Below are 22,149 nucleotides of genomic sequence, written 5' to 3' on the forward strand. Positions count from 1 at the left end.
CCGTGAACGCTTATTTCAGCCCAAGCTTTTCTTTGTTCGCTTTCATCTTCTCGTTGCGAACCTCCACGATTTTGTCCCAATTGTTACTGTCCAGGAACTTTTTGTATTCATTCAAGAGGCTATCAAACGCAGCATCATCCTTCGAACGAATCATACTGATGAGTGTTGAGTTCCATTTGGTATTGATTGCGGCCAAAGAACGCGCTTCCGGTGTGCCTTGGTCAGGGTTGATATTCTCCAGAATAAAGTGTGGTACCAGCTTCCCTTTACCCCATTCCTGCATTTGCTTGATGGCATCCGGGAATGCGTCACCACTGAGCGCTTTGTGGCGGTCATGGCCAAAGAACATAAATTCGCCCATGCGGTAATCCTTTTTAAAAGAATCCGGGTTATTCAACTGAAGCTCCTTCACCGCAGGCAGGAACTCAACCTTTCCATCCGCGTTCACTTTATAGGTCTCGCCTTCAATACCATAGTTCATCAGCATTTGTCCTTCTTCGCTTAACAAGTAGGTGAAGAGCTGAATCGATTTAGCGGGATCCACATTTTTTTTCGTAATAAAGCTGATCATCCAGCCTGTGATCCCGGATTGGTTCAGTGTCGGTGAATGCCCGACCGTGCTTTGGGGGCCGTCAATCGCGATATACTCTTTGCCTTTATTATTACTGTAGAAGCTCTGCAGGTTGCCGCCCTGCTGCGGTGTTCCATCCAGTAAAATGGTTGCATATTTGCCGGCCTTGACCTTTTCTTCAAAAGCTGTTCCGTCATCGGCAAAGCTGTCATCGCTGATCGCCCCGGCTCTGTATACGGAATTAAGCGTCTTTACCCAGGTTAAATAGTCTTCATCGAGGTTACGGTTATAGAATCCGCCATTGTTGTCTTCCAGCGGCACGCCGATGAAGTCCTGAAGCGTATCGCCAAGCGAGCCTGTTCCTTCACCAATGGAGTTGAACCCGAATGGAATCAGCTCAGGGTATTTATTTTTGATATCCTGGAGGACAGCCTGAAATTGTTCTGGTGTGCCCATGACCGGCTTACCCAGGGCTTCGTAAACATCCTTACGGATGATAAATGCCGTTTTCGCAGGAATATTGCCGCTGTCATAGTCCTTTTGTGTATTGGAATAGTTCGGATATCCGTAGGTTTTGCCGTCCTTGAGCTGGAACCATTTCAGTGTGTCTTGTGCAGCAACTTTATTGAAGTAGGGATCGTATTTCTCTGCCAGATCATTTAACGGCAGCGCCCATGTGGCCGCTTTTTGCACCACCGGGGAGTTGGAGTCGAACGTTGTGATCAAATCCGGCATTTCCCCGCCGGCAAAAAACGTGTTCAATTTGGTATCGTCACCCGTGATGAACTTGATATTGATATTCAGATCTTCCTTGATTTTCTTGGTGACAACGTCCTTGCCGAAATCCGTATTCCACCAATCCGCATTGACATACCAAGTCAGGTTGGTTACCTCTTCTTTTTTATCCAGCTTCCAAGCCGGAGTCTCGGCATCCGGTGTATAACGGTCTTCGATCGAAACCCAATTCTCCTTCTTTGAGCCGGACTTGCCGCCCGATCCGCTGCAGCCACTTACAACCAATACAACACTCATCAATACAGTAAGCAGTGTGAGTCCTTTCTTTCCAAAAGCTTTGTTCGCAAACATCCTGTACCCTCCCTTTTAATTAAAGCGCTTTCCTGATAGAGCCTGTGTCTTTACAGCCAGCTTCTTGTCCACTTATTCTTTGACTGCCCCAAGCATCATCCCCGAGATAAAATATCTTTGCAATATCGGATACATCACAACAATCGGCAGCGTTGTTACGACGATTGTTGCTAGTTGGACCCCTTTCGTGGTGGTTTGAATCGCTACCGAACCGATATTTTGCATCGATTGCGTCTGAGACTGCACAATAATTTCATACAGCATCATCTGTAAGGGATATAGCGATTGGTCGGTGATATACAGTTTTGTGGTCATAAAATCATTCCATTGCCCTACCCCGTTAAACAGGGCGATTGTGGCCATGGCCGGCATAGAAAGAGGAATGAATATGCTCAGAAAAACTCTCCAGTCGCCGCCGCCATCGATCTTTGCCGACTCTTCCAGCGAATCCGGCACATTGCGGAAGAAATTCATCAGAATGATGACATCATAGAAGCTTAAGAGAGCCGGAATAATATACACCCAGAAGGTGTTTAGCAGTCCCAGGCTTTTAATCAATAAGTAGGTCGGAATCATACCGCCCGAGAAAAACATGGTGATGACACCCATCGCAACGTAGAACTTGCGGCCGCGGACGTATTTTTTGCTCAGGCCGTAACCAACCATGGCACAGAAGAATACATGGGTGATAACCCCGATCACGGTTTTGGCAACCGAGATGAAAAAGGCCTGCCATATGCCTGTATCCCTGAACACAGCCTGATAATTTTCAAGCGATAATTCCTTAGGCCAGAAAATAAACCCGCCCTCGGCAAGGGCCCTGCCCGAACTGAAGGATGAAACGACAACGTTCCATAACGGAACGACAATAATAATCGTAAATACAACCAATAGGATGATGTTGATCGTATCAAAGATCTTGCTATCGAGATCCCCTTTTGCTGCTTTCAAATTCACCGTAATGCCTCCTCCTGCTTGGCCTATAGAACGGATTGATTATCATTTAGTTTGCTGGTCACCTTATTAGCCGTAACGAGCAGAATGACTGATATGATGGATACACCCAAACCAACCGCGGTGGCATAAGAGAAATCCCCTTGCGTCATCCCCATCCGGTACACGTACGAGTTAATGACTTCTGCCTTTTCCCGGTTCTGTGAATTCATGAGCACCAAGGTTTGATCCAAATTCGACCCCAATAAACCGCTTACAGTCAGGATCAGATTTAAGCTGATAATCATCTTCATGTTAGGCAGTGTGATGTTCCAGATTTGTCTGAGGCGACTCGCACCATCGATTTTTGCGGCCTCATAGTAGGTAGGATCAATCTTGGACATGACCGCCAAGTACAGAATCGTCCCCCATCCAGCTTCTTTCCAGATGTCCGATAAGGTCGCAATCCACCAATACTTGCTCGGGTCGAGCAAAATGTTTTGCGGCTGCGAGATCAGCCCTAAGCCAAGCAGCACTTCGTTAAGTAAACCGGAGGTGGAGAACCAGGTAATGAGCATTCCGCCCAGCACGATCCATGACAAGAAGTGAGGCAGATACGAAATGGTCTGTACGAACTTTTTGAACCGGCCTATGCTAACCTCGTAAATCATAATGGCCAGAATGATCGGAATGACAAAGCCCACCGCCAATTTTAAAAAGCTGATGCCCAGCGTGTTGACTACGGAATCCCAAAAATACTTGTCCGATATAATAATTTTGAAATTGTCCAGGCCAACCCACGGGGCGGAATCCAGCGTATCAATGACGGTGTAATTTTTAAAAGCAATGGATAAACCATAGATCGGTATGTAGCAAAAAATGAACATAAAGATAATACCGGGAAGAATCATCGATTGAAGCTCCCATTGCCGCCTGAAATCAATGAAAAATTCCTTGATTCTCTGCCCTCGCGGCTTCTTTCCGGTTGATTGAACCGGGCCTGTGCCGGTTGGCTGAACTAAAACTGTTTTGCCCACCTGGTAAGCCTCCTTTGATCACAAAATGACAGACTTAAATAAAAACGTTTTTATTTTTTGGCAAAAAATATCCTCCTATGTGGTATCATTTTTAAAAAAAGAATCGGAATAATCATCAGCCCTTTCACTTAAACCGGTTTATTCCGACTGATCTTCACATGACTGGTGCCGCGAACGACAAGCTCCCCAGGCAATTTCTGAGTCTTGCCTTGCTCTTTCTTCTGAATCATGCGAACCAGGTGATCCACTGCCAGAATGCCTTGTCTGGCAATCTGATTGCGTACGGTCGAGAGAGGCGGTGTAAAATACTGTGCAATATCAATATCATCGAAGCCCACGACGCTTATATCTTGGGGAACCTCGTATCCCAGAGATTTCAGGGCCCGGATACAACCGATGGCACTCACGTCGTTACCGGCAAGAAAAGCATCCGGCACTTTGTCGGGGTGCAGGTGAAGAAAGGATTTCACAGCGTTATAGGAGCCTTCTTCCTCAAAATAACCTTGCAGGATATAGTCTCCATCGATGGGAAACTGACACTCGCGCAGTGCAGCCAGATATCCTTCTTTCCGCTGAACGCTGTCAAACATCGTATCCACGCCGGAAATATAGGCAATCTTCTTATGCCCCAGGCTGATCAAATATTTCGTCGCTTCATAACCGGCCTCATAGGAGTCGAAAATGATGCTGCCCATCGTTTCTTTCTGAATCTCGCGATCCAGGAACACGGCATTGATCTTGTCCTTCTCCATAGCGGCGATGTCTTTATCGTCGATCCTCAACTCTTCGAATATGATGACGCCATCCACCCGGCCGCCCATAATATTGCTCATAATAACCTGCTTATCCTTCGTAATAAACACATTCAATCCGTAACCCAAACGGTCGCATTCATGTGACATCGACTCAACCAGTGTGTAGAAGTAGGGCCCTGCCACGCTTGTTGTAAAGAAGCCAAGCATCTTGGTCTTCCCCGACTTCAGCAGCTTCCCGTTCAGGTTCGGTACATAATTTAATTGTTCTGCCACCTTCAGAACATGTGATTTGGTCTCCGGAGTCAATACATCCACGTCATTCAACGCATTCGAAACCGTAGAAATGGAAACTCCGGCCGCTTTAGCCACATCCTTGATCGTTACCTTACCCATATAACCATTCTTCCTTTGCTATAAAAACGTTTTTATGTACATAAAATACCATACAAGCGCTTTCAACACAATCCTTTTTTTAGTAAGCGGGAAAACAAACCAAAAGACCGCCCACTTTACGTGAACGGTCCACTGAGCCCGCCTTCCATACCAACGATAAAGTTCTACTGTTTAAGATATCGTTAAACATGCTTATTGTTTATTCTCATGATCGACAAACCCCAGTTTCTCCAGCACCGCCATACGCTCCAGCAGCTTCACACCGCTCAGCTGGGTGCTCAGGGATACCGGTTCTGTCGGCGCCTGGCTCCAGTCCGTCCCGAACAGGCATGTGGCGCTTCGCCCGGCGTCCCACAGCACGCCGGCATTTGCGGCGAGCATCGGGACGGCAAGCCGGGCCGCCTCCTCCGAGGCTAGGCTCAGCTCAGCCAGGTAGCGGACCAGGATGCCTTTGAACAGGCCGCCGTCCCCGCTTCCTTCGTCCGGGAACACGCCGTCATCCGCGGCAAGCTCCGCCTTGGCGGCCTCGGCCGTGCGCAAAGCATCCCTGAGGAAGCCCGACTCCCCGCTCACCCGCCACAGCTCCAGGCCCGCTCCGATAAAGACACCCTGGCAGTAGGTAAACTTCCAGTCCTTATCAATGCTTCCGTCCCCGGTCCGGTTCATGCCGTCCCAGACGAAGCCGGTGGCGGGATCGACCAGGGAGCGCTTCTGCCAATCGTAGATGTTGCGGGCCCACTCCAAATCCTCCGAGCTGCCAAAGCACCGGTACAGCCTTGCCGCGAGAATGGCGGCGGGCGCATTGGCCGGGGTGTTTTTGTAAGCCAGCTGGGATTTATGCCACGCGATGCCGCCTCCCATATGGTCATTCCATCCGGTCTGGATGTCTTCCCACAGGATGTGGACGTTTTCCTTGTACTTCTCCTCGCCGGTCGCCTCATACGCGCGCAGCCAGGCGAGCGCCATCCATTCCATATCGTCGTACAGCTCATTCGGGTACACGCCGCCGTTCCGGCGCCGGATGCCGTCATGCAGCTCCGCGAGCGTCTCCCCGTACACCGCCTCGCCGGTGCGGAGCAGTCCGTCCACCAGCACGTCGGCGGCATGCGCCATCCACCAGTAATGAAAAATCGTGTTGCATTCGCCGTTCGGGCACGGCGTTTCAATATTAAACATCGCGATATCCGGATTCCAATAATGCCGGCGCAGCGCTTCCTGCGCCGCATCCGCGCGTTCTGACCACAGCATGGCGACCTCTCTCCCCTTTCAACAGCACTCGAATGGAGTGCTGTTCAATCCACTTACTCAACCAGCCCGGAACGCTCCACGCCTTGAATGAAATACCGCTGCAGAAAGAGATAGACGACAAGCATCGGAATCAGCGCAAGGAATGTAGCGGCCATGACGACAGGCAGGCTGAACACTTCAAAGCTGCTGCCTGTCAATGTATCCAGGGATTGATAGAGCCGCGGAAGCATCATCGGCAAGGTGAACTTCTCCTCCGACGTCAGGAAGATCGACGGCTCGAAGAAGTCATTCCAGTGCCATACCAAGGACAGCAGGGTTGTTACGACGATCGCAGGCGGTGTAAGCGGGAGAATAATTCTCCAGTATACGCGGAAGCTTCCGCAGCCATCCACCCTGGCCGCATCCTCCAGCTCCCACGGAAGCCCGCGGAACAGCTGGCGGAAAATAAAGATGAACAGGGCCCCCCTAAGCCCATTCGCAAAAAAGGAAGGCACGATCAGCGGCATCACGCTGTCCAGCCAGCCGATCGTCTTGTACTGCATATACAAAGGGACAATGATCGTTTGCGGCGGAATGATCATCGTGAACATGCACAGTACGAACAGGACTTCCCGCCCGGGAAACCTAATTCGCGAGAAGCCATAGGCGACGAAAGAGCAGGATAACACCTGGCCGATCACGCTCACTACGGAAATGAGGGCCGAGTTATTGAAATGTGTCCAAAATTGCAGCCCTTTCATCCCGTAGTAGAAGTTTTCCCACGCCAGACTCGTCGGAATCCACTTGATCGCGAAGTCGATCAGATCCACCGGATGCTTAAGCGAGGTCGTGATCATATAGATAAACGGATAGAGAAAAACAAAGGCCAAATCGATCAGAATGACATACACGAAGATACGATAAATGAGCGCGAACCAGCGGCTTTTGCTGCTGATCCGGCTGATGATGCTGTTATTTTTTAACGCTTTCGCCCGGTTAGCGATACTTTCGGGCTGCACAGCCACACGCTGCTTAGTCTTCGACATCGGAATCGGTTTCACGCTGCACCACCTCCTTGCTCCTCGTTCTCATTTTTCACCTGTGTATACGACTAAGCGTCTGGTCGAAGCAAATACGATAATGAGCAGCAGGAAGATAAACAAGAAGTAGATCCAGCCCATACCGGACGCGTAGCCCATTTCGATCTTCGTAAAGGCCGTATCTTTGATATAGACCATCATCCTGTTGTTGATATCCGTAAAGGAATCCACGCATGTGTAGACCAGATTAAGCAGGATGATCGGTGAGATCAGCGGCAGCGTGATTTTCCAGAACATCTCCCATTCGGTTGCCCCGTCGCATCTGGCCGACTCATAGAGCGACGGAGAGATCCCCTGAAGTCCGGCTAAAAAGAGCAGGATCTGCACACCCGTCTTCCAGAAGATCACGGTAAGCCTGCTCAGCATATCGAAGACGATCTGCGAGAACGTCGGGCCCATATACAGAAATACTTCTTCCGGAACGCCGATGCCGTTCACCAGCGTGTCTTTGCCGACCCCTGCGTAGAGCAGCTGCTGCATCGCAAGGCCGGAGCCGATCAAAACAGGCAGGAAAAATGCCGCCCGGAAGAAGGCGCGCCCGCGGATCTTATGATTCAGCAGAATCGCGATAAACAAAGAGAAGACCAGGATCAGCGGCGTATTGATGACGGCATCCTGCACCACCGAAATGAACAACGGAATAAACTGCGTATCCAGCACGAACGCTTTGTTGAAATTTCCCCAGCCGACAGGCTCCAGGTCGAAATTGCCGACACCGACCACTTCATGAAAGGCCAGCCAAAGGGAGTAAATCAAGGGATACAGCATGAACAATGCGAACCCGATCGCCCATGGAGCGATATAAACATAGCCTGCCAGCATCTTTTTTCGTTCCAGACTCAACTTTTTCCCTGTCATGCGGATCCCCCCTTCGGCACCACGATGAAGTTTTTGCCCGGAACGAGATGGTGATCGACCGTCACCTCACCCGGCGTATAATTGACAATGACGCGAGTCCCGTCCTCATATACGACCTCATAGACATCATCCTGCAGCTTGCGGTGCTCCTTCATCGTCTGCGACCATACCGGCCTCAGCTTGTCGTTCATCTCTTTGTAGTATTGGACCGCTTGATCCACCCAGTTGCTGTAGGCCGAGCTGAACAAATCGCTGTAGATGGTGTCCTTCAAATCTTCAGAGTGGTTCATCGTTAATTGGTAGTAAGGCATATAGCCGTATTCCACCATCTTTAAGTACTGCAGCTGTGGATCGTAAAATAAATTTTGCGGATCGCCCGAGTAAGGAATAATGCCATGCAGCGCCATTTGGTAGAACGGAATCGTTTCGTCGGTAAAGAAGAAGCCGCTGTCCTCCATCGGGATGCCGAACAGGCGGGAGGAATGCTTCAGGCTGTATCCATTGCCCCCAACTGAGGCCGCACCGCCGAACTGCAGGACCGATTTCTCCATCATTTCCGTCCACTGCTTGGCTGTTCCCCCGCGCTTCAGCGGGTACTCGTCGTTATAATCGTAGTAGAGCTGACTGCCGATGCCGTCGAAGTTAATGCCCGTAATGTCCAGCTTGCGCAGCGGATTCAGCACTTTCTTCTGGAAATGCGCATTCTGCTTGCCTGCATTCAAGTAGAAGAGCTCGCTGTAACGGTCGGTCACGACAAAATGATTGGCTCCGACAACGACATCCTTACGCGACGAGAACCCATCGTTGCCCTTCCATGCCTCGACATAGTTGTCCTGCAGGAAAAGCTGGTAGTTCTTCGCCTTCGCATACTCGCTCAGCTTCGCAAGTCCGCTTGTGCCTCCCAGCTTACGGGAAGGCTTATATCCCGACGGATAACTCATATAGCCTTCGCCCGTCCATCCGAGCAGGTTCGCCGAAATCGACTGCACGCCGCGCTGGCTGAGGTCTTCCATCATGTCCTGCGCCTCTGAGAACGTCGTATTCTGAATAAAATGATCGATCAGAATCTGGTCCTTCTTAATGCCCATAAGCAGGTCAAGCCCGAAAGGAACCGCCTCCCCTTTCTTCACCTTCGGAACCACGCCCTGCTCGTCGAGCAAATACTCCCTGTAGGCGGTCGCCATATGGCTGTAATCGGCCTCTTTGCCGCTAAAGAACACGTAGCGGATGGTATGATCCTCGCGGATCAGATCCTTTTCGGGCTTCTTCGTCAGGTTGCCGTCTTTTTTAACCGCTTCATACTCGCGCCTGTAAACAAGCTCGGAAGATACACGGTTCAAATTAATGAGATAGCCGCTCGGCGAATAGAGGATATTCGCGTCGTATTCCCCCTGGGTGATGATCCCCATAAAGGAGTTATCGCCCACTTTCAAGCCGAAGATCGGCAGCATCGCGTTCTGTTCCCGTCCGAAAAAATTGAAGGTAATCGTATCCGCGCCGTAAACGCTCGCACGATAAGGATTCAAATAATTCGGGTGGTTCGTCTTAAAGTAAGACAGCGCACCCGGCCCGTCGGGATAGACCGCATAGCCTTTATCGTGATCCGATGCCGCTCCGAAGAAGGGAAGCGGAGCAACCGACATGAGCCAGTTGTCTTCCCCTTCCTGGATCGATTGGCCGGGTACGGTGACTTCAAGGGCGTTCCCCTTCAATTGGAAGCTCATATCGAAGCTGATTTTTAATCTTGGCAGCTCGTAACGGACCGATATCCCGTTTTCCAGTGAGGTCGTCGTCATCTTCGGCTGCTCGAGGGCAAAGTTCGTCTCCTGCGTTTCCAGCGCAGGCAGATGGGGATCCGTGTAGGTCAGATGAAAAATGGACTGACTGCTGGCGGTCCACAGCTCATTCCCGTCCGTTTCGACATCCTGGAGCGGAACTGCCGATTCCCACCGGTACCCGTTGCTCTTGTCGATCACCGCGATGGCGGAATCGGATGAGCGGAACAGCAGCTCAAGCCGGTCGTTTTCAGCGATCTTCTCAAAATTGGTCGGCTTCTGCGGCTGTCCGCTCTCCTCTGGAGCCGGCATCTGCTCACTCTCAACGACCTGGTTCTTATTCGGCCGCATTTCCTCCTTGGCCCGTTCCATAGCTTTTTGCACGGAGGGTAACGCCAGGAGCACGAGCGCAGCAAGGATGACGCTGACGGTTAAATAGTAGATCCATCGTTTGGCGAGTCTCGTTTTCATGGTACCCCCCTCAATTTTCCAGTAAGTATCTGACTTCTACGGCCACTTCACGCACAAATTGAAGAACGTGGTTCGTCAAAGCGAAGACAAGCCCTACCGTTCCCCAGAAAATAATAAAGGCAAAGATGGATAAAAGGAGGACGCCGACCGCCTTCTTAAAGGTGTAGTCGTTCAGCACCTTCAGTTGAATGAAGATGAGCAGGGCCACCCACAGCCATATGATCGAATTGATGCTGTTGTACAGCCCCAGTTCGCCCCTTGACATCACCAAGGAAACGGCAGCCAGCGGGATGGTAAATACGATATAGGGAATCAAGGCATAGGACATCGCGGTCAGCACTTGGCTGAAGTAGGCCTCGCCGTCCATAATCGCCGTAATTAAATAACAGGCAATAACGCCCGAGATCAGCGGCACGACGAAGCGGATGATTTCCAAATTCAAATTGGCATCCTTTGGTTGAAGCGACGTCATATGAAAGCTGGTCATATAGATCGATATAATTCTGACGCTGATGGTCAGTAGGATTAGGACGAATGCCGAGATCAGATGCTTGTTTTTCTGCAGCTCCTCAAAACCGTCCACCGGATGGAACAGTATTGCTATGCCCAGCCGCAGTGACCGGAGACCCGACTGTTTGATATCCGCCGTTCTGATCAATAGCCATACCTCCTTATGACGGTATTCGTGACGCGGATCATGAATTTGACGATAAAGTAGATGGCGACCACGATGAGAACGACGGCCATGATGATCCAGCCCAAATATTCGCGCAACAAGCCATGCCGATACTCGGCGAAGGCCAGTGAATACCCTTCCTGGTCATTGCCCAGCTTAAATTCCCGCATCGCTTCCTTCCATCTCTCTTCCTTCATCAACGCTTTCGCCACGCCGCGATGGGCGAGCGGATAGTTCTCGTCGATCTTCAGCACTTCCTTCCAGGGCACCATCGCTTCCTGGTAACGCCCGTTGAAGTGCAGCTGGCTCGCTTGGTGGACCAATTCCGCGAAGCGTGTCGGCTGAAAAATTTGAATGTTATTGCGGTCCCGGTCCAGCACGTAGATTCTGCCCGCCTTATCGACGACGATGCTCGTCGGGTATTCAAAGCGCCCCTTCTCATCGCCTTGTCCGCCGAATACGGCAAGCAGATTGCCTTCCTGATCGTATTGATAGATCTTCCGTGACATTGCGTCGAGTGCGTTCACGACCCCGTATTGATCGACGGCCATATCGATGAAATAAGGGTTTTCCAGCGCCCCGCTTTCGATCGAGGCTTCGCCGAAAAATGCCTTCTTGTAGATGTTTTCACCCATGGCATTGAACTTCTTGAGCTGGTCCGCTTCGATCAGAACCGTCGGTGTATAAATAAATCCTTTACCGTCGATCGTGATATTTGAATTTTGCGGAGGAACCGCATTGTTCAGCTGCTCCCGCTGCTCCGGCGTTGCCAGTAACCGGATGAGCAGCTTCTTCCAGTCGAACGGAACGCGGTTGGCGCCGATGTAGCCGCGGAACTGGTTCATCGCGTCGATCATCATGAAGCCGCTGTAATCATTTTTATTGAGCGCATAGAGATAACCGCGCCGGTCCATGATGACTTTATCCGGGGCAAAATCCAAATCCTCGCTCAGTAAGGAAGACTCCGGCTTGACGAACTCTTCGATCAATTCACCTTTCGGAGACAGGTGAATAATCCTGCCGCTGCCCGTGTCGGCTACGAACATATGACCGAGGCTATCGACATAGATACCGCTCGGACTGCTGAGCTCGACGCCTTGTTCTTTCCCGAAGATGCCCAGCACTTTCCCTTGACCGTCCAATTTCACAATCCGGTTGTTATCCGTGTCGGCTACGTATAAGAGCCCCTTCTCGTCGATAAACAAGTCGTTCGGTTTATTCAAGCCGGGCTGGCCAACATCCATAATGATCGTGTCTACCGTATAGGTCAGGGGGATCGGCATCCGATGGCCATACATCGGATCAAGCGTATAGGACATTTGCGGGAGCGCATGGGCAGGGAAGCTGCAGATCAGAAACAGCAGACCGCCGAGTATACCCGCTGTAATTCGTTTGTACACCATATCCGCCCCCTATGATTTGATCCCGGAATGAACCATCGTATTCATTATCAGCTTCTGGAACAGCAGGAAGATGAGAATCGGAGGAAGCGTCATCAAGAACGTGCCGGCAGCCAGCGCACCTGTCCGCGCAACGACACCCGGTCCCCCGGCCAGCGTCTGGATCGCCAGCGGCAGCGTCTTCATCGATTCGCTTGTCGTAAACACGAGCGCCGAAAAGAAATCGTTCCAGTTCCCGATGAAAGAGAAAATAATCAACGTTGCCCAGGCCGGCTTGCTCACCGCCATAATCACCCTCCAGAAGATTTTCCAATCCGATGCGCCGTCGATATGCGCCGCCTCGATCAGGGCATCGGGAATTTGGTCGAAGAATTGTTTCATGAGGAAGATGTTGAAGGCCACGGCGATCTTCGGCAGAATTAACGCCCAATACGTATTGACCAAGCCTAAGCTCGATACGATCATATAGGTCGGAATCTGGGTCACCTGCGGCGAGAACATCAGGGCCGACAAAATAACGGAGAAGATGAAGCCCGCACCCGGCGGTTTGAACTTGGATAACACGTACGCTCCCAGGCAGCACACGACCAAGCTGGAGAGCACGACCGCAACGGAGACGAACAAGCTGTTAAAGATGTACCGCGAGAAAGGAACGACAGAGCTGTCCGTCGCGGTAAGCAGATCAAAAAAGCTGCGCAGGGTCGGCTTCTGCACGAAAAATCTCGGCGGGTAAAGGAACAGCTCGTCGAGCGGTTTGAAAGCCGTGGAAATCATATATACGATTGGCAAGGACGTAAATCCGACCAATGCGATCATAAACGCGTATAACAACCCCCTGTTGAAACGGGCGATAAATTTCGTAAAGCTCATCGTCACGTCCTTTAACCCCCTTATTGATCTTTGGACGATAGTAACCGCATCACGATGCGGCCTAAGCCGAACGTGACTACAAACAGGAAGACGGCGATTGCCGATGCGTATCCCAGCTCGAACCGGATGAAGGCATAGTCGAACAGATGCGCAATAATCGTATGGCCTGCATAGTTCGGGCTCGGCATACCGGAGATGGCCACGGCAATGTCGAACACCCCGAAAGCGCCGACGATGGCGTTGACCGCGCCGAACAGCAGCTGCGGCTTCATCAGCGGCAGCGTAATGAACCACAATTCCTGAAACCGGCTGGAAATCCCGTCAATGGCACCCGCTTCATACAGCTCTGGCGATACATTCTGCAGCCCCGCCAGGAACACCAGGAATCCCGTACCCATGCTCATCCACAAAGAAACGATGATGATGACCGGCATGATCGTATTCGGATCCGTATTCCAGAGAATCGGTTCGCTGATCATGCCCCAGTTGAGCAGCGCATTGTTCAATAACCCGTAGCGATCTCCGGAGAATATGTACAGCCAGACGATCGATAAAGCGATTCCGCTCGTAATCGAAGGGACGTAAAAGGCCAACGAGAAGATCATTTTGGCCTTCAGCGTATTGATCACCCACGCGAGCAAAAAAGATAAGCAATAGCTTAGCGGCCCGGCGATCACAGCGAAGATAAATGTATTTTTTAGCGATGTGAGAAAGATGTCGTCTTCCAGAAACAAGACGCTGTAGTTGGATAAGCCTACCCACCTCGCCGGTTGGAGCATGTTGTAGTAGGTGAAGCTGAGATAAACCGACTGCACGACGGGAATGACGGTAAACACGATGAAGAGAATCAGGAACGGGCTGAGAAACAAATAACCGAGCGCAGCCCTCTTTCTCGCGTGAGTCAATTTGAATCGACGTGCCTTCTGCGGTGCCAGCTGGAGCGGCCCTTTAACCTCCACGCTGCTTTGCATACTGCTCCTCCTTCCGCCGCCTTAGTCTTTCGGCGTGAACCCGAATTCCTTCTGCTTGGCGTTAAGCTCTTTGTTAATATCCTTGATGCCCTTCTCCAGCGACTCCCTGATATTCATGCCGCCAAGAACGACGCGGTTCCAGGCGTTATCGATGTTCCGCCCCGTGAAGTATCCGCCGAGCACGTACGGCTGCTCTTTGTAGTACTTCCATTGGTCCTTCAATGCCTTGAGGTCGTCCTCCGGCCATGGCAGCTGCGATAAAGCGTCTATATTCGCCGTATTCCAGCGGGCCTCGACGCCGAGCAGCGCCTCCAGCTCTTGGCCGAACTGCAGCTGAACCTCTGTACTCGTCCACCATTTCAGAAACTCCCAAGATTCCTGCTGGTGCTCCGATTGCTTGAAGATCGCAACGGACTGTACCGCTCCACCGGTCGTGCGGTCAATCGATCCATCGGCCTTCTGATGACCGGGAGACGGAGCGACGCCCCAGCGTCCGATCAGCTCCGGCGCTGCGGTAGAGAGCTGTACATACGTGAGATAATCCGCGATTCCGATCGGCATTTCCCCGGTACGGAACCTGTTGAAGAAGTTGGCCATGACCGGGAACTTGTAATTGGTATACAGCTCCGTCCATTCCGTGAAGGCCTGGAAGGCTTCCGGTGAATCCAGCGCCGACTTTGTTCCGTTCTCCTTGTAATAGTCGCCGCCATTCTGGTAGAGAAACGGCATGAAGCCCAGCTGCGTAATCGGATAATACATCTGCATCCCGTTCTGCTGCAGAATCGGAAGCAGGGCATAGACCTCATCCCATGTCTTCGGGATGCTGACGCCCAGCTCGTTCAAGATATCTTTCCGGAAGACCAGCAAGTTGAAATCCTGCGTTTCCGGCAGCGCATAGTTCCCCCCATTGTATTTGAAAGGAATGAGCGATCCCGCAAGGAACCGCTTACTGACTTGTTCATAATCAGGAAACTGCGTTAAATCGACGGAAGCGTCCCGGATCGCAAATTCGACGGGCAGATGCGCATCGACGCCTGTTGCGACATCCGGCGCTCTGCCGGAGCTTGCCGCGAGCAGCAGCGTGTTGACGGAGCCCGAGTTCAATTGGCCGGCGGGGAGCGTATTGATGTTGATGCGTATGCCGGTTTTGGGCGTGAAGTCTTCCTCTGCCATTTCCTTCATAATTTCCGCCCACTCTTTGCCACGGGATACCCAAACCTCGATAACCGGCCCCTCTTCCTCCCCCGTTTCGTTGTCGTAGACGCTGCCTACGCCCGTATAGTCCTTCGTAAAGGAAGCCATGAAGTTTTTGAACGTGCTGACCGATTTTTGCAGAACGTTGGATTTTACCTTCGGATATTTCGTATCCGGGGCGCTGATCAGGATGTAATCCAGAACAAGCGGCACATTCTGGAGATCCATCAGCAGCGTGCTGAGGTTCGTTTGGCTGTTGCTGAGCTCCGATAGTTGTCTTGGAATCGAATCGGGGTTACGGATCATTTTCTCGAACGTGTGGTTCATCATCCGCAGACTGTTCACCGTGCTCGGCTCTACATCCGACAGAGCCTTGAGCGCATCCATCTGAACGAGCAGATCGTCCGCGATGACCTTCAAGTCCTCAATCAGCTTCGGCACCTTCTTGTTCAGCTCGTATTCGAAGTTCGGATCCGGCGTCGGTCCCGTGATCATAATAATGCGCCTGTACAGATCAGAGAGCTTCTGGGTATCGGCCGTCAAAGCTTCCATGATCGGTTGATACGGCCCGACCTGGGCGGTCATCGTCAACGTATGCTCGCCTTTCGTTAAGTACACGAGCAGGGGTTCGTCTTTGCCTGTTTGTTCATTGTCCTTATGCAGCGTTTCGATCCGCCAGTTGCGCGAGTAGGTAAAAGGGTAGAGCTCCATTTCCTTGAACGGAACTTTTCCATCTATAAGAATTTGACGATAGGACGGCAGCCCATCGCCCCACCATTGTCCAAATTTCAGCCCAATCTTATACAATCCGTCCTGCGGAACCGAGAACGCCCACGATGCCTTCTGACCGCCCTTCCTCCAGCGCCAGTCGCCAAATGCGTTCAGCCGGATTCGCCCATCGCCTGCCGGCTCCATTAACGGATCGCCATTCGATTCTCTGCGGATCGTCGGATCGGATTTCGTCGGATTGTTCTCCGCCTGCACTTTCACATTGATCTGCTGGGCGGACTCATAGCCTTGCGCGGTGTAGGCCTGCTTCACTTCGGCATAGCTGGGTAGCTGCTCCGGTGACGTGATCCGGATCTCGTCGATGGCCATCGGTTCGAGCAAATAATTCATCCGAATGACATGCTTGCCTGCGGTCATATAAAATTGGAAGGGTTCCGGGTACAGACCATTCCCGTCCGAAACCGGAAGGTCCATCCACTGCGGCTTCTCGATTTGCTTGGGTCTGACGTCGTCTCCCTGGTTGTTTTGGGCCGGATCGCCCCGGTCAACCCAGCTGCGGTAGAAATAAATACGCTGCGCCTCGCGAAACGGGCTTTCTCCGTCAATAAGCAGCTCCCGCTGAATCGGCATTCTTTTTCCCGGCATCGGATAATAACTTAGGGCCAGGTTGTAAAGACCGTCCTGCGGGATATCTACCGACCATTCGATCCACGTTGTCTTGCTGTCCCACACAAGAGCGGAAAGGCCGTCTACCGTTTCCAAGACCGGCTTCGCGCCTCCAAACGCCGAGTGCTGATCGGCTTTCATCACGATGTCCGGCTGATCGGCAGGCGGATAGCCCTCTTTCTTATATCCGGCCAGCGTAGTCGCATAAGTCGGCTCCAATATACTGTTAATGGCTAATTGGTCATTCGCCAGCGGAACGCCTTGATTCTGATTCCGGTCCCGTAAACGTTCGTTGTCGGCATAAGAATGAAAGCTCTCACCGAAGGTCAGCGAAAAGACAAGAAAAGTGATCGATATAAGCATGACTCTCTTCCACTTTAGTGCATCATTCCAACGCCATTTCAAGCACCGTCACCTCTTTGTCGTTCAATTCATCAGGATGTCCCTTAAGCGGTTCTCTTCCTTCTGATGAAGAAAGGGGACAGGCGATTCAGCCGCCCCCCTCCTTATGAAACCGGTCCACCTTGATTATTTCGATTCCAGCTTTTTGAGCTCGTTATCGACGTTCTTCTTGACTTCGTCCAGCAGCTTCTTTGGCTCGCCCTTTCCATTCAAGGCCAAATCCTGAACGCGGAAGGTTTCATCCCACAGCTTCTGGCCAACAGGCGTAACAGGGCGGTAATGCGCCACAGGCATTAAATCGACGAATACCTTCAGCTTCGGATTCTCGGTGATTTTAATCTCTTCGTTGACCTTCGGCATCGTCGTAATATCGTTGCCTGCGTCCGCCCGCTTGGCCCAGAGCAGCGTGCCCTTATAGCCGCCGATAAACTTGAGGAGCTCCCATGCTTCTTGCGGATGCTTGGCTCCCTTCGGCATGACCCAGGAATGGCCGCCTGCCCATGTCGTTTGAGGATAGCCTTCCGCGGAAGGCATCGGGGCGACGCCCCACTCGAAGGTAGGCTTCACCTTCGCATTGCTGGTCAAATCGTTCAGCACCCAGTTGCCGTCCACGACGAATCCGACTTTGCCGGTCCAGAACGAATTGATGCCGGTTTTGCCCATGACATCGTTAAACTTGTTAATTTTGGACATATCGTATTTTTTGGCGTAGCTGACCATCCATTCGAGCGCCTTCACAATTTGCGGGTGGTTTGGCGTCAATTCCTCGCCATTGGTCCATTCTCCGCCGAAGTTCCAGCTTTGCGTGTATAAGTAGGTTTGGTTTGCCCATGGAATAAAGCCGACCTGCTCATAGCCGCTGCCGTTGCTTGTTTTCTTGAACATTTTCTCCGCCATCGCGTCCAATTCCGCAATCGTAACCGGCGGTTTTTCCGGGTCGAGACCCGCTTCCTTCATAAGCGTTTTATTATAATAAAGCGCCCGGTTATCTGTGGTGAACGGCATCGCATAGAGCTGGTCCTTGTAATTCGCTTCCGCCCAGACGCCCGGATAATAATCGTCGGCGCGTACTTCGTCTCCGGCATCGACGAACGGCTGCAGGCTTTCCAGCGATCCCTTCGCCGCCCATTGCCCTACCATGAAGCGGTCGAGAACCGCTACGTCCGGAGGCGTGCCGCCGGCAATCAGCGTCGTCAGCTTATCCGTGCCCCCTTGATCGATGATGTATTTCACCTTGATATTCGGGTGCTCTTTCTCAAATTCGCTGATGACAATTTTCGTGTAGTCCGTCTGGAATTTGCCTCCCCAACCCCAGAGCTCAAGCGTTACCTTTTCACCGCTGCCTTTACCCGTATCGGTATTTTTCTTGGCGGTATCGGTCTGTTGATTCGTACTGTCCGTTCCCTTTGTATCGTTGGCTCCATTCTCTCCGCTGGACCCGCCCGAGCCCCCGCAGCCTGTTAATACGAAGCATACCGATAATGCGGTAACCAGATACTTGAGCATCGCTCTTCTCAAATGAGTGGCGCCCTTCTTTTTCCTCACTTACATGCCTCCTTTTTGCCAGGTTTTAATGGTATGAATAGTTCCTTTTTAGTGTAAACGCTTTTATGGGAGGGGATAATGAGACTGGTTTTGTATTTCGTGTGCTATCTTTACTTTCTTGGAGGGGGAACCATCGGCTTCGCATTTCAATCCGGGGCAAGAAAAAAAGAGTGCCTGTCAAAAGCATGACAGACACTCTTATGGCTGCACATCGCGGCCTTGGGGATGCTCCATTTTGCTGTTTCCGTACCCCATGACCTTAGCCAATTCAGCATCGACGTTCTTCTTCATTTCATTCAAGAGCTCTCCCGGTTCTCCCTGCAGATTCATCGCCAGCGTTTGCACGCGGAGCATTTCATCCCACATGTATCCGCCCACAGGTGTGACGGGTCTGATATAAGCATTCCCGAGCAGCTCCGTAAACACCTTCATCGGTTCCTTCTGATCCAAGCCGAGCTTGGCGTTCACTTCCGGAATGCACATCAGATCATTCCTGCCGCCCTCGCGGCTGGCCCATAGGAGCGAGCCTTCCTTGCCCGCTACGTACTTCATAAACCTCCAAGCTTCTTCTTTATTTTTCGCCCCTTTGGGCATGACGAACGACCACCCCCCTGACCATGTGACCGGCCGGCTGCCATCGATTGTAGGCATCGGCGCCACACCCCACTCGAAATCCAAATTTTCCATCCCATTAAGAAGCCAGTTGCCTTCATAGACAAATCCGACTTTGCCGGACAAGAAGGAGTTTCTTCCGGTTTGTCTCATCATCTCCGAAAATTTCAACAGTTTCTTTACATCGTACTTCTCGGCGTAGCCCTGCACCCACTCCAGCGCTTTAACGTTCCGCGGATCGTTCGGCGTCAGCTTCCCGTCTCGCTCCCATTCGCCGCCAAAGTTCCAACCATGCGTATACAAGAAGCCCTGACCCATCCATGGGACGAATCCGACTTGCTCATATGCGCCGTCCCCGTTCGTTTTGAACATCCTCTCTGCCATGGCATCCAGGCCGGCAATGGTTCTCGGGGGATGGTCAGGGTCAAAACCCGCCTGCTTCATCATCGTTTTGTTATAATACATGGCGCGGCTGTCCATATTCCAAGGGAGGGCGTACGTTTTGCCGTCGTATTGGGATTCCGCCCATACGCTTTTATAATAAATACTCGCCATATCTTCACGATTCGCATAAGCCGAAATGTCTTCAATAGAGCCCATCGCCGCCCATTCGCCTACAATAAACCGGTCGATCATCGCGACATCCGGCGCCTTCCCTCCGGCAATCGCCGTCAACAGCTTATCCGAGCCCTGCGAATTATCCGAGTTCTCGATGAAGGTCATTTCAACCTTGATATCCGGGTTTGCCTCTTCGAACGGCCTCACGACCGTATCGTAGAATTCGTCCTGAAATCCTCCGACCCACGAATACCAGAAGCTTATCGTTACAGGGCCGTTATGCTTAATCGAGCTGCTCGCAGCATTTTTGCCTAATAATTCCGAATTGACGTTGAATGTCGCTCCCTTGCTGACATAAGCGTTCCATACCATGATTACGGTGGCCAGGAGTACAAGTACGAAAAGAACAGGCATCTTTCGACGAGTCAAGAACACTTTCATCGTTACCTCCACTTTTAACTTTCTCTTGTAATCATCTACGCACGCTGTCCTATGAAACTCGTTTCAACTGACTTGCTGAGCAGGGCTTCGCTTCGTGAGCGGGATCGTCATGGTTACTTTCGTTCCTTCCCCCAGGCTGCTCTCCATCTCGATCCCGTACTGGGCGCCATATGCGATTTTGATTTGTGAATTAATATTTCTCAGCGCGAAGCTGCTTTCCTCCGCAGGCTGTTCTCCGCCCAGAATGTGCTTCAATTCAGCCAGCTTATCCGGCGCAATTCCGGCACCGTCGTCCGTAACGACGAATTTCAGGCAGCTGCCTTCCCGGGTAAAGGCGATATCCAGCCGGCCCTTGCCTGATTTTCGCTCCAGCCCGTGATAAATCGCATTCTCTACGATCGGCTGAAAAATAAATTTGAGCACTCTATAATCCATCAACGATTCGTCCGCTTGCACATAGAGCGTAAACTTGTCCTTGTACCGGACCTTCTGGATCATGATATAGCTCTCGATCAAATGTACGACCTGGCTGACCGGCACTTCATCCCTTCCCTCGCTCAGACTGATCCGCAAATACTTCGACAGTCCGAAGATCATCGTGCTAATGTCGTCAACTTTATGTATGCGGGCAATCCAGTGGACGGAATCGAGCGTATTGTACAGAAAATGAGCGTTAATTTGAGATCCCAGCATTTTCAGCTGAAGATCCCGTTCCAGCAGCTTCTGCACATACAGTTCGTTGATTAATTCTTTGATATGGGCCACCATCTGGTTAAAATGGGTGAACAAATAGCCGAATTCGTCCTCTCGTTTATCGACAATCCGGATGTTGAAATCGCCGTCCCTGGCTCGGCGCATCGCATGCGTCATCTTATGAAGCGGCCGGTGAACGGTAGAAGCGATAATGATTGCGAGCAGGATACCGATGCAGGAAAAAACAATGCCCAGCGACAGCATGTACCAGCGAATATCCATCGCTTCCTTCATCAAATCATTGCTGCGCAGCATGCCGACGAGCCTCCAATGGTTCGTCTCCAGTTGACTGTAGACGACCAGCATCTCTTGCCCGTCTATGGAGTAGCTTAGCGTTCCCTGACGCTCTTCCTTAAACGGAATGTCCAGTTTGCTGGACAAGAGAATCCCACCCTTATCCCCTTTGATCTGGCCGGTATCGTCCATCATGACGTTGATTCCCGACCCGTCATAATCGATTTCCGCCAAAATTTCCCGGACCTCCGCCGGATCGACTTCGTACAGCACGACACCGATAATCTCTCCGCGGCCTTTCATATTTTTCTGGGCACGGCCAAAGGTAAAAACAGGCTCGGAGCTCGGACCTTTTATTAATGAGGGCATGATGCCGAAATAGACGAGCCTGCCGTCAGCCTGTCGGATTTGTTGATACCAGGCCTCCGTGAAATATTCATAGGGGTAAGAATTGTAGACTGGAAAGGATTCTTTGGGTGAATAGCGGTAGGAGTAGCCCCTCTCGCTGAGCAGATAAATATTATTCATATCATTTCTGGAGTTTACCAGGTTCGATAGAAAGGCGGTATTCGCGTTGTTCGTCTGAATCCTTTCCTTCTCGTCCATAAAATCTCCCATGAGCTGCTTCTGAATATCCTTATTGCCGACGACGAGAAGGGAACGGTCCTCGTATCCCTCCAGAAGGATATCGACCCGCTTGCTCATCTGCTGAACATTCTGAAGCGCCATGCCTCCGATTTTGTTCTCCATCATCTGAGCGGATTTATCATAGGATAGATATCCCATAACGGTAATAATGACGATCATGCTGGCTACATAGAATCCGAACACCTTCATTCCGACCGAATTGAACTTGATTCTATCGATGAACTGCAGTCTCATGAGGTCCCTC

The 22,149-nt window shown here is 51.4% G+C and carries 16 protein-coding genes; all 16 read right to left on the bottom strand.

Going from position 1 to position 22,149, the window contains the following annotated elements; all coding sequences use genetic code 11:
- Nucleotides 1-10: 10 nt before the first annotated feature.
- A complete protein-coding gene (locus tag C7820_RS22015) occupies nt 11-1,657 on the bottom strand; it encodes a type 2 periplasmic-binding domain-containing protein (RefSeq protein WP_116232865.1) in 1,647 nt (548 codons plus the stop codon).
- A 72-nt stretch (nt 1,658-1,729) separates the two neighbouring features.
- Nucleotides 1,730-2,614 carry a carbohydrate ABC transporter permease gene (locus C7820_RS22020; RefSeq protein WP_089549172.1) on the bottom strand — a complete coding sequence of 295 codons (885 nt, stop codon included), beginning with the start codon at nt 2,612-2,614 and terminating at the stop codon, nt 1,730-1,732.
- Nucleotides 2,615-2,637: 23 nt separating this feature from the next.
- Nucleotides 2,638-3,627: an ABC transporter permease gene (locus tag C7820_RS22025; RefSeq protein ID WP_181909156.1), complete on the bottom strand. Its 990-nt coding sequence runs from the start codon at nt 3,625-3,627 to the stop codon at nt 2,638-2,640.
- A 128-nt stretch (nt 3,628-3,755) separates the two neighbouring features.
- Nucleotides 3,756-4,775, bottom strand: coding sequence for a LacI family DNA-binding transcriptional regulator (locus tag C7820_RS22030; RefSeq protein ID WP_105445744.1), 1,020 nt, complete (start codon nt 4,773-4,775; stop codon nt 3,756-3,758).
- Nucleotides 4,776-4,967: 192 nt separating this feature from the next.
- A complete protein-coding gene (locus C7820_RS22035) occupies nt 4,968-6,023 on the bottom strand; it encodes a glycoside hydrolase family 76 protein (RefSeq protein ID WP_116232866.1) in 1,056 nt (351 codons plus the stop codon).
- 53 nt (nt 6,024-6,076) lie between these two features.
- Nucleotides 6,077-7,063 (bottom strand): carbohydrate ABC transporter permease, encoded by a 987-nt coding sequence (locus tag C7820_RS22040; RefSeq protein ID WP_116232867.1) that lies wholly within the window; start codon nt 7,061-7,063, stop codon nt 6,077-6,079.
- Between the two features lie 27 nt (nt 7,064-7,090).
- On the bottom strand, nt 7,091-7,960 hold the full coding sequence (locus C7820_RS22045; protein WP_105445746.1) for a carbohydrate ABC transporter permease: 870 nt from the start codon (nt 7,958-7,960) through the stop codon (nt 7,091-7,093).
- Nucleotides 7,957-10,206, bottom strand: coding sequence for a DUF5696 domain-containing protein (locus tag C7820_RS22050; RefSeq protein ID WP_116232868.1), 2,250 nt, complete (start codon nt 10,204-10,206; stop codon nt 7,957-7,959). The genes C7820_RS22045 and C7820_RS22050 overlap by 4 nt, the downstream gene beginning before the upstream one ends.
- A gap of 10 nt (nt 10,207-10,216) precedes the next feature.
- Nucleotides 10,217-10,864 (bottom strand): Yip1 family protein, encoded by a 648-nt coding sequence (locus C7820_RS22055; RefSeq protein WP_076172755.1) that lies wholly within the window; start codon nt 10,862-10,864, stop codon nt 10,217-10,219.
- Nucleotides 10,861-12,285: an NHL repeat-containing protein gene (locus C7820_RS22060; RefSeq protein WP_116232870.1), complete on the bottom strand. Its 1,425-nt coding sequence runs from the start codon at nt 12,283-12,285 to the stop codon at nt 10,861-10,863. Before C7820_RS22060 ends, C7820_RS22055 begins: the two co-directional genes overlap by 4 nt.
- A gap of 9 nt (nt 12,286-12,294) precedes the next feature.
- Entirely contained in the window at nt 12,295-13,152 is an 858-nt protein-coding gene (locus C7820_RS22065) for a carbohydrate ABC transporter permease (protein WP_089550416.1), read from the bottom strand.
- Nucleotides 13,153-13,172: 20 nt separating this feature from the next.
- Complete coding sequence (locus tag C7820_RS22070) at nt 13,173-14,123, bottom strand: carbohydrate ABC transporter permease (protein ID WP_076172753.1); 951 nt, start codon at nt 14,121-14,123, stop codon at nt 13,173-13,175.
- A 21-nt stretch (nt 14,124-14,144) separates the two neighbouring features.
- Nucleotides 14,145-17,075 carry an extracellular solute-binding protein gene (locus C7820_RS22075; RefSeq protein WP_116232871.1) on the bottom strand — a complete coding sequence of 977 codons (2,931 nt, stop codon included), beginning with the start codon at nt 17,073-17,075 and terminating at the stop codon, nt 14,145-14,147.
- A gap of 165 nt (nt 17,076-17,240) precedes the next feature.
- Nucleotides 17,241-18,659: an ABC transporter substrate-binding protein gene (locus C7820_RS22080; protein WP_116232872.1), complete on the bottom strand. Its 1,419-nt coding sequence runs from the start codon at nt 18,657-18,659 to the stop codon at nt 17,241-17,243.
- Nucleotides 18,660-18,857: 198 nt separating this feature from the next.
- Complete coding sequence (locus C7820_RS22085) at nt 18,858-20,270, bottom strand: ABC transporter substrate-binding protein (protein ID WP_116232873.1); 1,413 nt, start codon at nt 20,268-20,270, stop codon at nt 18,858-18,860.
- Nucleotides 20,271-20,333: 63 nt separating this feature from the next.
- On the bottom strand, nt 20,334-22,139 hold the full coding sequence (locus C7820_RS22090; RefSeq protein ID WP_116232874.1) for a cache domain-containing sensor histidine kinase: 1,806 nt from the start codon (nt 22,137-22,139) through the stop codon (nt 20,334-20,336).
- Nucleotides 22,140-22,149: the final 10 nt, after the last annotated feature.

Source organism: Paenibacillus sp. VMFN-D1 (assembly GCF_003386155.1).
GTDB lineage: Bacteria > Bacillota > Bacilli > Paenibacillales > Paenibacillaceae > Paenibacillus_AQ > Paenibacillus_AQ favisporus.

Coding starts and splice junctions, on each gene's coding strand:
- C7820_RS22015 (WP_116232865.1), bottom strand. CDS start 1,657: ATGTTTGCGAACAAAGCTTTTGGAAAGAAAGGACTCACACTGCTTACT.
- C7820_RS22030 (WP_105445744.1), bottom strand. CDS start 4,775: ATGGGTAAGGTAACGATCAAGGATGTGGCTAAAGCGGCCGGAGTTTCC.
- C7820_RS22035 (WP_116232866.1), bottom strand. CDS start 6,023: ATGCTGTGGTCAGAACGCGCGGATGCGGCGCAGGAAGCGCTGCGCCGG.
- C7820_RS22045 (WP_105445746.1), bottom strand. CDS start 7,960: ATGACAGGGAAAAAGTTGAGTCTGGAACGAAAAAAGATGCTGGCAGGC.
- C7820_RS22050 (WP_116232868.1), bottom strand. CDS start 10,206: ATGAAAACGAGACTCGCCAAACGATGGATCTACTATTTAACCGTCAGC.
- C7820_RS22060 (WP_116232870.1), bottom strand. CDS start 12,285: ATGGTGTACAAACGAATTACAGCGGGTATACTCGGCGGTCTGCTGTTT.
- C7820_RS22065 (WP_089550416.1), bottom strand. CDS start 13,152: ATGAGCTTTACGAAATTTATCGCCCGTTTCAACAGGGGGTTGTTATAC.
- C7820_RS22070 (WP_076172753.1), bottom strand. CDS start 14,123: ATGCAAAGCAGCGTGGAGGTTAAAGGGCCGCTCCAGCTGGCACCGCAG.
- C7820_RS22075 (WP_116232871.1), bottom strand. CDS start 17,075: ATGCTTATATCGATCACTTTTCTTGTCTTTTCGCTGACCTTCGGTGAG.
- C7820_RS22085 (WP_116232873.1), bottom strand. CDS start 20,270: ATGAAAGTGTTCTTGACTCGTCGAAAGATGCCTGTTCTTTTCGTACTT.
- C7820_RS22090 (WP_116232874.1), bottom strand. CDS start 22,139: ATGAGACTGCAGTTCATCGATAGAATCAAGTTCAATTCGGTCGGAATG.